Raw genomic sequence first — 13476 nt, 5'->3', positions numbered from 1 at the left:
TCCTTCACCGCTTTAGCATATCACATCGAATGAGAAACAAAAAGCCGCGGAAGGCAAAATGCCTCCGCGGCTGAGCGTATTCCGGCCGGCTCGCCGGCAGGAAGCGTGGATCGGATTACAGAAGTTCCTTGACCTTGCTCACGACGTTCTCGACCGTGAAGCCGTACTCCTTGATGACGCGGTCGCCAGGGGCGGATGCGCCGAAGGTGTTGATGCCGAGCACCGCGCCGCCGTCGCCGACATAGCGCTCCCAGCCGAACGGATGAGCCATCTCGATGGCCAGGCGGGCTTTGACTTCCGGCAGAATGACCGAATCGCGGTAAGACTTGTCCTGCTTGTCGAACAGATCCCAGCTCGGCATGCTGACGACGCGGGCTTGGATACCCTCTTCGGCAAGCGCCTTCTGCGCAGCTACGGCGAGCTGAACTTCGGAGCCGGTTGCGATGAGCTGCACCTGAGGCTTGCCGTCGGCCGCGTCGGAGATGACGTACGCGCCTTTTTTGATTCCTTCGCGGGCTTTTTCCGCAGAGCCTTCCAGGATCGGCAGGTTCTGGCGGGTCAGGACGAGAGCGACAGGGTTCTTCGTATTCTCGACCGTGTATGCCCATGCTGCGGAAGTCTCGTTGCCGTCCGCTGGGCGAAGCACCGTCAGGTTAGGAATGACGCGGATGGAAGCAAGCTGCTCGATCGGCTCATGGGTAGGGCCGTCTTCGCCGACCGCGATGCTGTCATGCGTGAGCACGTACGTGACCGGCAGGCTCATGATGGCAGCGAGGCGAACAGCCGGGCGCAGGTAATCGGTGAAGACGAAGAACGTGCCGCCGTATACTTTGAGGCCGTGATGCAGCGCCATTCCGTTCATTGCCGCAGCCATGCCGAACTCGCGGATGCCGTAATAGATGTTGCGGCCTGCGTAGTTGTCGGCATGGAAGACCGGCAGGTCCTTCAAATGCGTCATCGTGGAGCTTTCCAGGTCGGCCGAGCCGCCCAGCAAGTTAGGCACGTTTTTGGCCAGGCCGTTCAGCGCGTTGCCGGAAGCGACGCGTGTCGATAAGGCTTTGTCCGAGGTGGAGTAGGCCGGAAGATCCTTGTCCCAGCCCTCAGGCAGCTCGCCTGCGATGGCGCGCTCGAATTGAGCGGCGAGATCCGGATGAGCCGCTTTGTATGTGGAGAACAGCTCGTTCCAAGCTGCGTTGGCCTGCTCGCCTTTTTGCTTCACTTCGGCGAAATGGGCGCGGACTTCGTCCGGTACGAAGAACGGCTCTGCCGACGCCCACTCGTAGAATTTCTTGGTCAGAACGGTTTCTTCCGCTCCGAGCGGGGAACCGTGGGTTCCGCCATGGCCGCCTTTGCCGCCTTTGTTCGGGCTGCCGTAGCCGATCATCGTCTTGACCTCGATCAGGGTAGGCTTGCGCAGCTCGGCTTGTCCCTTCGCGATGGCCTCGGCCAGCGCATCGAGATCGTTGCCGTCTTCGACGCGCAGCACCTGCCAGCCGTAGCCCTCGAAGCGCTGCTGGACGTTTTCTGAGAAGGAAAGGCTCAGCTCGCCGTCCAGCGAGATGTTGTTGGAATCGTACAGCATGATCAGCTTGCCGAGCTGCAGATGGCCAGCCATGGACGCCGCTTCGTTGGAGATGCCCTCGGAGAGGTCGCCGTCGCCGCAGATCGCATACGTGAAGTGGTTGACGATGTCAAGGCCGTCCTTGTTGTAAGTGGCGCCGAGCTGCGCTTCCGCCATCGCCATGCCGACAGCCATGCCGATGCCTTGGCCGAGAGGTCCGGTCGTGGCGTCGACGCCTGCTGTATGGCCGTATTCCGGATGGCCTGGCGTTTTGGAGCCCCATTGGCGGAAGCTCTTCAGGTCGTCGATCGACAGATCGTAGCCAGACAGGTGAAGAAGGCTGTACAGCAGCATCGAACCGTGGCCTGCGGACAGGACAAAGCGGTCCCGGTTGATCCAGGTCGGATTGGCAGGGTTATGGTTCATCGCTTTGGCGAACAGCTGGTAGCCCATCGGTGCGGCGCCCATCGGCATGCCTGGATGGCCGGAGTTGGCTTTCTCGACCGCATCGATCGAGAGCGTGCGGATCGTCGTAACGGAAAGATGGTCGATGGTTTGTTGGGTTGTAGCCATATTTTTTCTCCTCCTAGATATCGGACGGTGCGTTTCTCTTGCTCTTGCCGGTTGAACATCATATCGGAGCTCCAGCCCCGCGGTTGTGAAATATTGTACCACTCAGCTTGTAGCATTTCCATCTGCTGCATGCTTTTAGCCGGATGAAGGTTTCATGAACAGCAGATGGAATCAACCGTGAAATACGACGGTTTTGTTCTGATGGACGAGGATCCTGTCCTCGGCATGCCACTTCACGGCCCGCGCGAGCACGACCCGCTCGATCGTGCGGCCGATCCGCTTCAGGCTCGGCACGTCGTCCCGATGGCTGACGCGCTGCACGTCCTGCTCGATGATCGGCCCTCCGTCCAGCTCTTCGGTCACGTAGTGGGCTGTCGCCCCGATGATTTTGACGCCCCGGTCGTAAGCTTGCGCATAAGGCTTGCCTCCGACGAAGGCGGGCAGGAACGAATGGTGGATGTTGATGATCCGGTTCGGGAACTGCTCGATCACTTTGGGCGAAACGATCTGCATATAGCGGGCCAGCACGATGAGATCCGCGTTGCTGCCGATGATCTCCAGCTGCTTGCGCTCCGCCTCGGCTTTCGTCTCCGCAGTGACCGGAACATGATGGTACGGGATGCCGAAGGATTCCACGAGCGGCTGCATGTCGGGATGATTGCTGATGACCATGGCGATATCGACGTCGAGATCGCCCGCCTGCCACTGCCAGAGCAGCTCAAGCAGGCAATGGTCTTCCTTCGAGACAAATACCGCCAGCCTTTTCTTGCGGCTCGCCCTGAAGGTATGCCACTTCATTTCGAAGCGGTCGGCCACCCGGGTGAAATCCTCCTGCAGAACCGGAAGCTGGGCGTCCATGTCGCTCAGGTCGAACTCGAAGCGGATGAAGAACATTCCTCCCTCCGGGTTCATCGTATATTGGTCGGATTGAACGATGTTCGCTCCGTGCTCGTACAGGAACTGCGATACTGCGGAGACGATACCCGGCCGGTCCGGGCAGGAAATAAGCATGCGCGCGCGACCGGATTTGGACGGGGCATCGACTGAAGAGCTGGCAGGCAATGGCATGAGAGAAGTCTTCCTTCCGTTTGTATGATGCTGACTAAGCACGGCCGGCTTCAGCGCACATCCGCTGATGCACTCCAGCACTAAAGCAGCCGGCTGCAAAATCAGGCAGGAAAGGCTGCTCTCCTGCCTGATGGAAATTTTGTCCTTTGAAGCTTGCGGCTGCCCGGCTTTCATCTTCTTTTTGGTTGATAACGGATGCTGGCGATGATTACCGCCGATACGTTTAGGCGTTGACGAGAATCTGTTTGCCGGCGAACCAGAACGTAATCAGCTTGTTCAGCTCTTCTTCAGACAGATCCGCGAACTCTCCGCCTTCGCGGGCCAGATCATAGAGGCGCTCCAGCGGCTCGCGAGGATCCGCCTTGCGTGCCTTGGCGTCGCCCTTGAGCGTCTCCCAGACCGAGAGCACGTACATGCGGCGGTCGATCTCCTGCTTGCCGAGGAAATGATGCAGGCGCTCCAGCTGATCGAAGAAACGCTCTCCGAAGCGTTCCATGCCGTCTCCGCGCAGCAGGGCGATCTCGGCGTCGTACATCGGGCGCTGTTTCTTGGCATCCTTGCCGATCCACGGCGTCTCGAGAATGAATGGCCTTCCCGCAAGCGCCTCGTGGTGGACGATGGAATGGATCGCGTCGTAGCCGAGCCAGCCCGAGCCGATCGGTGTATGGCGGTCCTTGCCGGAACCGGCCGGGTTCTTCGTATCGTTGACATGGACGACGGCAACCTTGTCCAGGCCGACGATCCGGTCGAACTGCTCCAGTACGCCGTCCAGATCGCCGGCAAGATCGTAGCCGGCGTCATTCATATGGCAGGTATCCATGCATACGGTAAGGCGGTTGTTGGCCGATACCTTGTCCATGATCTGGGCGATCTCCTCGAAGGAGCGGCCGATTTCCGTGCCTTTGCCCGCCATCGTTTCGAGAGCGATGTTCACGTCGGTCTCCTCGACTCCGGAGAGAACCTCGTTCAACCCTTCCGCGATCCGGTTGATGCCGAACTCGGCATCCTTGTCTGTGTAGGCGCCGGGGTGCAGGACGATGTTGCGGACCCCGATGGCATGCGTGCGGCGGATTTCTTCCTGGAGGAAGCGGACCGCCAGCTCGAAGGTATCCGGCTTGTAGGAGCCGAGGTTGATGATGTATGGAGCGTGCACGACGATCTCGCCGATGCCGGCGCTCTCCATGAGAGCCCTGCCCTCTTCGATATATAGCGAATCGATCGGCTTGCGCCGGGTGTTCTGAGGCGCGCCGGTATAGATCATGAACGAGCTGGAGCCGTAAGAGATGGCTTCCTGTGCAGCCGTGACGAGCCCCTTGTCGCTGAACGACACATGGGATCCGATTTTCAACATGCCTGAGCTCCCCTTTATAAGCTTTTGTCTTGCGTGAAATTTAGCGTGAAATTTAGCGTGAAATGATTCCTGCAGCAATGATTGCAATCCTTCCTTCGCCGAACGTCCGCCTCTCCAACCGCAGGAGAAACCGTTCAACTTGGATAACCAGTCTTATTTTACAGGGTGCGTCGAAATAAATCTAGGAATAGGCTATAATTTGGATGAGGTGACATCACTACGATGAGAAATGCTCCGGATTGGTTTATGTACATGATTGTGTTTTGGGCATTCGTCATGATTGGAGCCATGTCGATCGGCGGTTTCTTCATGTTCCGCAAGTTCCTCAAGGTTCTTCCCAAAAAAGACGGAAAGTCGAAGCTGGACTGGCAGAACTACTGGGTCGACCGCAGCCGCAGCCTGTGGACGGACGATTCCAAAGCGCTGCTGGACGAGCTCGTCGCTCCGGTGCCGGGACCTTTCCGCGATATAGCGAAACACTCCATCGCCGCCCAGATCGGCCAGGTCGCGGTAGAGAGCGGAGCCAGCGAAGTAACCCGAAACCACTGCATCGAAGGTTATATCCGCGCCACTCCCAAGCGGGATTACCGGAGTCTGGTTACGTTCCTGAACAAGCAGGGCATCGACTATTCGGCCTACACGCATCTGCTCAATCGGTAACCGATTGGAGCCGACGGCTCCGGGGTAATGGGAGATACTTGAACGAACCCCAACGGAGGTGCTTCATCATGAACCTGACCCGAAAACGCCAAAATGGCGCCCGCTCGCTCAGCCTTGCCCCGGCAAGCCTGGCCTTGATGTCGATGCTCATGCTCGCTTCGGGCTGCGGCGCCAAAAACGACGCTCCGGCCAATGCGAGCGCCGCCAACAATGGCGGAGTGGTGGACTCCTCGCAAGGAGTTTCGGCTGATTCCGTCGGCGATCCCGTTGCCCAGGCTGCCCCTTCGCCGGACAAGGAAGGAACTGCTGCCAAGGAAGAACCGACGACCCAGTCCCAGGAGCAGAAAGGTTCCGGAACTTATAACGGCCTGGCCGACGGACACTCCGTCGAGATCACGACAAATACGGATACGGTCGTCTTCCAGGCAGCCACGGATCAGATCAAGACGCTTCAGGATATCGAGACCGGCGAGAAAGTCGACTTCACTTATATTGTGAAAGAACTCGATACGGACAGCAGCGGCAAAGTCCAGCAGCGCTGGATCACATCCATTCAAAAATCTTCTTGACGGAGAGGCGGCCTGGTGCGCGCGATGAAGATTGCTATTGCGGGAGGAAGCGGATTTATCGGACAGGCCTTGACGAAGGCGTTGACCGAAGAAGGCCATTCAGGATGGATATTGACCCGATCCCGCAAGGGGAAGGCTTCCACCGGAACCATTCCGGCAGGAAGCTTTTCTTCTGTTGCTTGGGATGAAGCGGATAGCGATCCCTCCCTTCTGGAAGGCGTCGATGCCGTCGTGAATTTGGCCGGCGCATCCATCAGCCAGCGCTGGTCAGCAGCGGGGAAGCAGCGGATATTGAACTCCAGACTGGAAACCGCAAGCAGGCTGGCGCGCATACTCGGCAGCCTCTCCGCCAAGCCCGCCGTGCTCGTCAACTCATCCGGCGTCAACGCTTACGGGAACTCCAGCGAGGAGACGTTCACCGAGCAAAGCCGTGCCTGCTCCATGGATTTCCTATCTTCCGTCGTGCAGGAATGGGAGCATGCGGCAGCTTCCATTCCTGCGGGTCGAACTGTGTATCTCCGTACGGGCATCGTCCTGGATCGAGACGGCGGCATCCTCCCCAAAATGCTCCTGCCGGTCCGATTGTTCGCAGGAGGCCCTCTCGGCAGCGGCAAGCAATGGGTCTCCTGGATCCATCTCGAGGACATCGTCCGAATGATCCTGTTCATTCTGGATACGGCAACGATTGAAGGCCCCGTCAACGCATCGGCCCCGGAGCCGGTACGCAACGAAGCCTTCTTTAAGATCGCCGCTGCCGCTATGAGACGGCCTTACTGGTTCCCGGTCCCGGCTCCTCTGCTCAAGCTGGCTCTCGGGGAGCAGTCGGCGCTGCTTCTCGAAGGACAGCGCGTCATTCCTTCCAAAGCTCTCGAAGCCGGCTTCTCGTTCCGTTATCCGACCTTAGAAGCCGCCATGGATGAACTCCTTTAACGAGGAGCCGCATATTCATAGGAATAGCCATCGATCCCCGCAAGCTGGAGAACATCCCCGTTCTCCAGCTTGTAGCTTTTATAGGGGACCATCGGCCTGCCGTTGAGAAGAGATCCGTTGCGGGAGCCGAGATCCTTGGCCAAGCATCCCGATGGACCGGTCTCCAGCTCCAAATGGATTCTTGAGACCCCTGGAGAACGATCCACTAAGGCTGCGCTTCCTTCCGCACGCCCGATCTGATTCCGCGGCTCGCTGAGCTCCAGCTTTTCGATGCTTCCATTCTTGGATCGGAGAAGCACATGAGGAGCTGATTTCCCCTCATCCGCAATCGTTCCGCCGCCGGCGCCCAGCCATACGGTTTTGTCCGCAGGCAACACAGCAGCCGAAACCTCATCATGGGAAAGGCTTGTCCAATCGCCGCCATCAACCGCATTGGAAGAGAACCTCTCTGCTCGGATGACATGTGCAGGAAAAAATGATTCCAGCCCGTTGCCGACAGCCTGCTCGCTAGATTTCGGCTTGGATGGAATGTCGGATGGCTTGGATGGATTTGCAATCGACTTGTCGGATGGCTTGTTGGTTGGCTTGTTGGATGGAATGTCGGACATAGGGGACAGCCAGCGCTGGCCCGAGCCCAGCTTCCCTGAGTCCGGCACGAATAGCAGGCCGGCTCCTGCTTCCTCTTCCTCCAACCGTTCCACGCCTATGCCCGCGCTCCTGCCCCAGAACCAGATTAGAACGCCAGCAGCGACAGCAGCCGCTCCGCAGCAGAGGAAGAGAGAACGATTGCCCGGATCCGGCATGTAAATGAACTTCCAGGGCAGAGCCGCAGCTGCGATAACAGCGAGAGTGACAATCCCTTTATTCGGTTTGCTTTTTCCTTTGAACCCCGCCGAATCCGCTTTTGACAAGCTGTAGGCTTCATCAGCCTCTACAGAGTCTTTAAGCTTGCTTCCCCGCGCATCGGGACCGTGAACGAAAGCTGCTTCACGTCCGTCAAGCTGCCTGGCAAATAAATCATTCCGATCTGATTTTTGCCGCAGATCCGAGTCTTTCTCTTCCCCCTTGCTCAGCGACTCCCTGACCGCTGTGCTGCTCCATCTGGAAAAACCTTGCCGTTCTCTTTGCTCCAGCCTGATCGGAAAGCGGACTTCCTCCTCCGCCCCGCTGCGTGAGGAAGCCTCGCCCATGCTTGATGCGCAAGCTCCTTCATCAAAGGAGGCTGCATCCAGCAGCAGGGATCTGAGATCATGCATCGGCACATTCTCATCTCCTATCGCCTGCATCAGCGAGGCCAGCCGTCCATCGGGTTGGACGGCCGCCGAGGCGCGGGCTGCCAGCGCCAGAAAGCGAATGCGAAGGGGAGGCGCCGCTTGCGGGAGCGAAACGAGCGGAAGATAGACCAGTCCGATATCGCCCCAGTTGTCGCCCACGAAGATATAGCTCTCATCCAGCATCAGGTTTGCCGGCTTGAGCATATAAGGGCGGCACTCTTCGCAAATGGAAGCGACCGCCAGCATCAGGCTGTAGAATTGGGCGGCATCCCCAGCCCCTTCAGCGAGCTTGTGTTTCAGCATTTTTTTGCCGCCGAGCTTGTAGCGGAAGCGGACTTGTCCATTCCACATTTGCCATTCGACAGGAAGCACGCCCGCCGGAATGCTGCTCTCCAGCATGGCCAGCTCAACTTCATCCAACTCTTCCCGCAGAATGCCTCCTTCCGCGGAAAGAATCAATTCATGTTCCCGGTTCCATTCAAAATCAGCCTGAAGTGGTCCCATGCTCAAGTCCTCCTTCGATTCAAGAAAGCCATAATGTCATCATGCCGGGGAGGACGGCCAGCATGAAGGGAAAGCGGACCGACGTTCCTTCTCCTCCGTCGGGTGGTTCGGCTGCATCATGTCCTGGACTCGGCAGCTCGTCGCTGTCAGTGATGTCCGCCGGCGCTTGACCTGGTCGAGAATGGGTCGACTGGTCCGCCTTCCACGCAAGGACAGCGGCTTCGCCGGACAGTGCCTGCGTACCGGTCGCTGCTTTTCGAATCCTTGAGATTCTCCTGGCAATCAGGTACGCTGCCCCTCCGATTCCTCCGTACAAAAAGGAATACAGCATCAGCTCCGTAACCGCCAGCCAGCCCAGCCATGCGCCTGCCGCGCCGAAAAGCTTGACGTCGCCTGCACCGATCCCTCCACATGCGTATAGGGCTAGGAGGGGAAGAAATCCCGCTGCCATTCCCATAGCCGCTTGCAGAAAACCGTCCATCCCGGAATCAAGCGCATGCAGGAGCAAGCCTGCCGGAGCGAATGTCAGCGGCAGCCAGTTCGGAATTCTCATGTTCCGGATATCCGTGCCGAAAGCGATGCTCACCAGCAGGAAACATCCCCATAGGTTCCATGCTTCCATTTGAATCCCCCCTCATCTAAATCGTGAAAGCCATATAGGGCCAGGCCTTTTTCACGCCTTTTTCTGGACAATGAAGGGCATTGATGCCGAGGCGCCGTCCGAAGTCGTGACCACGACTTCCCATTGTCCGGGAGTCGTATTGCCGGATACGAGCCAGGTCCATTCCACATGTCCCGAGGCATCCGCAGTTTGGGTGCCTACGTGCTTGGATACGCTGTTGCCGCTTTTGTAGCGGACTTCCAGGGTGACCTGAATCCCGGGAGTGGCGACCGCTTCAAGAATGGCTTTGCGTCCGGGCCTAGCCGGAATCGGATAAAGCTGCGTTATTTTGACTTTCGAGGAGGAATCAGGAGCACCGGCTCTGCCTTGGGATGGAAGCGGGTCCGGTATCCATACCCGCTCGGCCGCCGTTCGATGCAGGATGATTTTTTTGCCCAAAAAAGGAACCCTCAACGGAAACTTATACTCGGCCTCCAGCTTCAGAAAGCCGCTCTCTCCCCCTTCAAGATCCGGAAGGGAGAGGCTTGCAAGCGTGATTCTTGAAGGCTCCAGCGGCGTATCCTCCGCAGCCTTGCGCAAAAAAGGCTCGAACACCGCGATGCCGACGGGTTCAGCGGCCATATCGGCGAGCGCTTTCCAGTCTCCCTGAAGCACGGCTGCGGCAATCTGTCCTGCCGGATCCGGCAAATAAGCCGCTGCCTCGGCAGCCGCTTGCCTCCAGTCCGGAAGCTGCTGCGGCGATGGGGAAGAGTCCACCTTCTGGACCGTCTCGAACGGAGACTCATGGCCCGGATCCATGGAGTCTTTTGGAGCTGATTCCGGGAGCTTGCTTCCGTCCTGCTGAAGCAGCAGCATCGCCGGTCGGATATGCGCCGCCGTCTGTCGAGCTGCCCGATCTGCGGCTGCCTGAAGCGCAGTCTCAGCTGCCGAAAATTGAACGAATGCGGCCAGCAAGACGAGAAACAGCAGAAGGACAGGCATGACAAGCGCAGCTTCCAAAAGGATGGATCCTTCTTCAGCACGCGCGGCTCCATCCGGTCGAGGAGACTTGCTCACCCTTTCCAAGGAAAAGCGAGGAGAAGCGAGCTGCCCTCGAGGAGCCGAGAAACGAAATCTCCGGCCGGCCCTCAGTAGGACCAGCCTGCTCGCGTAGACCATTCATACCGTCCTCCCGCTCCATGATCAGGGCCGCTTCTGCCAAGAAGCCTCGCCGCTCCCGTCAGGAACCACAGCCGCATGGAAGCATGCACCTCCACCGTCGCACCTGTCGGCACGGAAGCCAGATTCGTCCCCGTGTCGAGCTCGATGATTGCTATCATCCGGCTGAGACGGGAATCTTCGGAACCATGCAGCAAATAAAACAGCCTCAAATAGTCCAAATAGGTCAGCTCTGCCGGAACATATTTGGATATAGGAGCCTGGCCGGTTGCAATAATCGCTCTCAAATCCCCGATCGCTTCTCTCAATCCATAGACTGCAGCCATCGCCAGCACCAGCAGCGGATGTCCGGCTCCGCGGCTCTCGATCAGTCCCTCCATGGTCCGGACCGCCAGACGGAAAGCAAACAGCTCGCCGTATGCCGCGCCTAGATTTGCCGATGGATGGACGAAGCCATACAGGATGTACTCCATTTCCTGGTTTTCCAACGATGTCATAGCCGGATCTTGCCGGGCTCCTTCCCCATCTGGCCGATGCGGTTCTCCGGAGGTTCCGCCCAAGCCGGGAATCAGGCTGCCGAGCATGCGCGGGTCCGCAAAGCTGAACCGCTGGGCCGCATACTGCGCCGTGAACAGCCGCTCCCCGCCTTGGGACAGCAAAGCTCCCATGCCGGAGAATGCTCCTCCTGCCAGCTTCTGCGAACCTTTCACGGCTTCATCGGCTCCGCCGCTGCCGGAGACTCCTTCAAACGATGATCTGTCCCCGCTCGCCTTGCCATTGCCGACTTCATCGGAGCCCCCTCCCTCTTCCTGCAGCAGATTGAAGTCCATGCTGGCCTTGAACAAGCTCTCTGCTTGGCGGAAAGCTTCCATGTCCTCCTCGGTTCCCTTCAACCCTTCAATCGCATTCAGCAGCTGCTTCGCTTCCCTCCAGAGAGAAGCGGCTTTCTTCTTTTCAGCTTTCCGTTCCTCTTTTCTGCTGTCCGCATTGCCGATGCTGCTAGCCTGCTCGGCCAGCATAGCTCCTGGCGCGATCCATTTCTCATCATAAGAGCTCCATTGGCGGGACAGCTCTTGTTCATGGATGGACAATCGGCTTGCCCATGACACCGAACGCTCTTCCAGTGCCCGATGAAGTCCGATTGCCGCAGCTTGAGCAGATGAAGAAAGGCTGCGGAAATCATCGCGCTGCTCCAGGACGTTTTTTTCCGCATGGGAAAACCAGTCCTCTCCAAGCAGCATGTCCGATGCTTCATCAAGCACGGACACCGTTCCGGGATTGGAGTCGGCGGCAGCAGAGCTGCCGGCGGGCAGCAGATAGGATGAATCTCCGGCCACATTGCGCCCATCCAGCACGGCTTTCATCTCAAGCTCCGCCCTTCTGGCTGCTTCAAGCTGTTCCAAAGCCTCATCCAGAACGGAATCATGGCTTCCTGTTGCATCGGCAGCTTGTTGAAGCTTGGCGGACACTGCCATGGCTCTGTTTTCGTAGCTCGCGATTTCGGACGCATGGGACGATGGCGGCGGCAAAGGGATCGGCGTTGCACTAGGAATCGGCGTTGCGCCCGGACTCGGCGACGGAAGGGCAGCCACCGCCTCCTGCCATGCTCTGGCTGCCGCTTCATCCAGAGAAATCCATTCCAAATAAAGAGGATATTCGGCACGAATGGATCGGAGCTCGGATCCTTCCGCTCCATTCGTGCCTCCGGTCCCGATCAGAGTGCCATGGCCGCTTTGGCTTGCGTGATCCGCTGCCGTTATCTGCAGCTTCAGCATGTTCTCAAGCGCTTGCTGCCTCTGGTCGAATGCTTGCTCGAGACTCCCCAGCTTATCCACGGCAGCAGCCGTTTGCCCCATCGCTTCGGAGAGCGGACGGAATTTATCAATCAGCTCCAGCGTCAGATCGATAGGGGCTTTGTATTTCATCTCCTGCATGATCTGACGACCGAAGATGCGGCGGTCTCCCAGAAAAGCCGCAGGCTGCACCGAGCTTCCGAAAACCTCCATATCAAGCCATTGCAAGCGGATGGAATCGCCGGGAACATTCCGCCCCGATCCGGTTTCGAGACCAAGTTGAACCGCTTCGGCCAGCAGCGCTCCACCGTCAGTGCCTCCTCGACCGAACAATCCGTATTGCTCGTAGAGCGTTTCATCGTAAGCGGACAATACAGAGCGGACCCCGGTCTGCGCCAAGCCTTCAAGCTTGTGGCGGAAGGAAGTAATTCTCGAATAATCAATCAATACCGCCATCAGCAAAAGCAGACCTGCCGAAGCTGCGCATGCCCAGATCGTAACAGCGCCTTGAGTGCCATCTTCCGGCAGACTTTTTTTCCGGCATGCTTCCTCGTTCTTATTGAGCTCCTCCATAATTCCGCAGCACCTTTCCAGCCTTGTCCGGGGATATATCCTCCGACGTTCGGAATTTCGCCGTGTAGTATCGGACAAGATCGATCGAACGGATAAATTCGACCGGATCGGCAGGCTGAGCCTTGGCGGTCGCGCCGATCTTCCTGCCGCCCGATAAAGCGATCGGAACGGAAGGATAAAGTCTTGTCTCGATCATGCCGAGCACGCCGCGCCTGTAACGCATCTCTCCAGTCCATGATTCGTTCAGCCTCTCGCCTGCCTTGGCGAGCTTGGCCGCAGGCAGGTCATCCGGTACGGAGCCTCGGCTGTCCAACGAGTAGGCCGAAATCGACTCCGCCGGCTGGCCCATATTCATCATGCCGCGTAAAAGCCCATCCTCCGTCAGCCTCCAATACAGCCCGTCGTCTTCGCCTGCAGGCGGCAAGCCCGAAGCCGCATCGCGCTTGCTGTTGTCCCAGCGGAAAGCTGCCGCTTCGGATGCCATGACCGCCCCGGAGTAGAAGACGCCTTGCTGAAAAATGTACAAAGCAACGATGAAGTATAGGAACAAAGCGCCGAAGAGCAGCGGGAAGACAGTGCTCGCCTCCAGCGTAAAGCTTCCTCCGGTGGAGATGCCGAACTTTCGAATAGGGTTATTCAAAGATCGTGTTGGCCTGATCATCTGCTTTTCCCATCAGATCTTTTATGAGGTTGATGATCCAGTCCTTGAATAAAAGCGCGATAATAATGACGACAGCGATGATCAGAATGACCTCCAAAGTACCGAGACCCTCTTCCGACTTCCCGAATTTTCTTGCCGCCTTTTTGCAGCTGTACCATAATGCTGCTGTGCTCATCCAA

The 13476-nt window shown here is 58.1% G+C and carries 12 protein-coding genes; 3 read left to right on the top strand and 9 right to left on the bottom strand.

From position 1 onward, the window contains the following. Positions 1-115: 115 nt before the first annotated feature. The 3 genes from tkt to AC06G8_RS06690 form a co-directional block, all read right to left on the bottom strand. Positions 116-2134: a transketolase gene (tkt, locus tag AC06G8_RS06700; RefSeq protein WP_480284794.1), complete on the bottom strand. Its 2019-nt coding sequence runs from the start codon at positions 2132-2134 to the stop codon at positions 116-118. Between the two features lie 171 nt (positions 2135-2305). After that, positions 2306-3202, bottom strand: coding sequence for a formyltetrahydrofolate deformylase (gene purU / locus AC06G8_RS06695; RefSeq protein WP_447664884.1), 897 nt, complete (start codon positions 3200-3202; stop codon positions 2306-2308). Between the two features lie 223 nt (positions 3203-3425). Further along, the gene (locus AC06G8_RS06690) at positions 3426-4553 is read right to left on the bottom strand and encodes a deoxyribonuclease IV (RefSeq protein WP_480284793.1); all 1128 of its coding nucleotides are present in this window, start codon (positions 4551-4553) and stop codon (positions 3426-3428) included. 222 nt (positions 4554-4775) lie between these two features. On the opposite strand from AC06G8_RS06690, the gene AC06G8_RS06685 reads away from it, so the two are divergent. The 3 genes from AC06G8_RS06685 to AC06G8_RS06675 all read left to right on the top strand — a co-directional run bounded on the left by AC06G8_RS06685 (position 4776) and on the right by AC06G8_RS06675 (position 6712). Next, the gene (locus AC06G8_RS06685) at positions 4776-5213 is read left to right on the top strand and encodes a DUF2621 domain-containing protein (protein WP_447664882.1); all 438 of its coding nucleotides are present in this window, start codon (positions 4776-4778) and stop codon (positions 5211-5213) included. Positions 5214-5281: 68 nt separating this feature from the next. Further along, positions 5282-5782 carry a hypothetical protein gene (locus AC06G8_RS06680; RefSeq protein ID WP_447664881.1) on the top strand — a complete coding sequence of 167 codons (501 nt, stop codon included), beginning with the start codon at positions 5282-5284 and terminating at the stop codon, positions 5780-5782. 24 nt (positions 5783-5806) lie between these two features. Continuing rightward, positions 5807-6712: a TIGR01777 family oxidoreductase gene (locus AC06G8_RS06675; protein WP_480284792.1), complete on the top strand. Its 906-nt coding sequence runs from the start codon at positions 5807-5809 to the stop codon at positions 6710-6712. On the opposite strand, the gene AC06G8_RS06670 is transcribed toward AC06G8_RS06675, so the two are convergent. The 6 genes from AC06G8_RS06670 to AC06G8_RS06645 form a co-directional block, all read right to left on the bottom strand. Then, the gene (locus AC06G8_RS06670; RefSeq protein WP_480284791.1) at positions 6709-8490 is read right to left on the bottom strand and encodes a DUF6382 domain-containing protein; all 1782 of its coding nucleotides are present in this window, start codon (positions 8488-8490) and stop codon (positions 6709-6711) included. The two genes, AC06G8_RS06675 and AC06G8_RS06670, sit on opposite strands and share 4 nt — an antisense overlap. Positions 8491-8509: 19 nt before the next feature. Next, positions 8510-9112 (bottom strand): A24 family peptidase, encoded by a 603-nt coding sequence (locus AC06G8_RS06665; RefSeq protein WP_480284790.1) that lies wholly within the window; start codon positions 9110-9112, stop codon positions 8510-8512. Positions 9113-9163: 51 nt separating this feature from the next. Beyond that, positions 9164-10111, bottom strand: coding sequence for a hypothetical protein (locus AC06G8_RS06660; RefSeq protein ID WP_480284789.1), 948 nt, complete (start codon positions 10109-10111; stop codon positions 9164-9166). A 128-nt stretch (positions 10112-10239) separates the two neighbouring features. Next, positions 10240-12636, bottom strand: coding sequence for a hypothetical protein (locus tag AC06G8_RS06655; RefSeq protein ID WP_480284788.1), 2397 nt, complete (start codon positions 12634-12636; stop codon positions 10240-10242). Then, a complete protein-coding gene (locus tag AC06G8_RS06650; RefSeq protein ID WP_480284787.1) occupies positions 12620-13276 on the bottom strand; it encodes a hypothetical protein in 657 nt (218 codons plus the stop codon). The genes AC06G8_RS06655 and AC06G8_RS06650 overlap by 17 nt, the downstream gene beginning before the upstream one ends. After that, positions 13269-13472, bottom strand: coding sequence for a Flp1 family type IVb pilin (locus tag AC06G8_RS06645; protein WP_447664873.1), 204 nt, complete (start codon positions 13470-13472; stop codon positions 13269-13271). Before AC06G8_RS06645 ends, AC06G8_RS06650 begins: the two co-directional genes overlap by 8 nt. Positions 13473-13476: the final 4 nt, after the last annotated feature.

Source organism: Paenibacillus sp. SJS-P3 (assembly GCF_056711585.1).
Note: the sequence above shows the minus strand (reverse complement) of the source record. Positions and strands in the feature narration are given on the sequence as shown.

Bases quoted from the DNA above. Each gene is read 5' to 3' on its own strand.
- tkt (WP_480284794.1), bottom strand. From the start codon at position 2,134: ATGGCTACAACCCAACAAACCATCGACCATCTTTCCGTTACGACGATC.
- purU (WP_447664884.1), bottom strand. From the start codon at position 3,202: ATGCCATTGCCTGCCAGCTCTTCAGTCGATGCCCCGTCCAAATCCGGT.
- AC06G8_RS06690 (WP_480284793.1), bottom strand. From the start codon at position 4,553: ATGTTGAAAATCGGATCCCATGTGTCGTTCAGCGACAAGGGGCTCGTC.
- AC06G8_RS06685 (WP_447664882.1), top strand. From the start codon at position 4,776: ATGAGAAATGCTCCGGATTGGTTTATGTACATGATTGTGTTTTGGGCA.
- AC06G8_RS06680 (WP_447664881.1), top strand. From the start codon at position 5,282: ATGAACCTGACCCGAAAACGCCAAAATGGCGCCCGCTCGCTCAGCCTT.
- AC06G8_RS06675 (WP_480284792.1), top strand. From the start codon at position 5,807: ATGAAGATTGCTATTGCGGGAGGAAGCGGATTTATCGGACAGGCCTTG.
- AC06G8_RS06670 (WP_480284791.1), bottom strand. From the start codon at position 8,490: ATGGGACCACTTCAGGCTGATTTTGAATGGAACCGGGAACATGAATTG.
- AC06G8_RS06665 (WP_480284790.1), bottom strand. From the start codon at position 9,112: ATGGAAGCATGGAACCTATGGGGATGTTTCCTGCTGGTGAGCATCGCT.
- AC06G8_RS06655 (WP_480284788.1), bottom strand. From the start codon at position 12,636: ATGGAGGAGCTCAATAAGAACGAGGAAGCATGCCGGAAAAAAAGTCTG.
- AC06G8_RS06645 (WP_447664873.1), bottom strand. From the start codon at position 13,472: ATGAGCACAGCAGCATTATGGTACAGCTGCAAAAAGGCGGCAAGAAAA.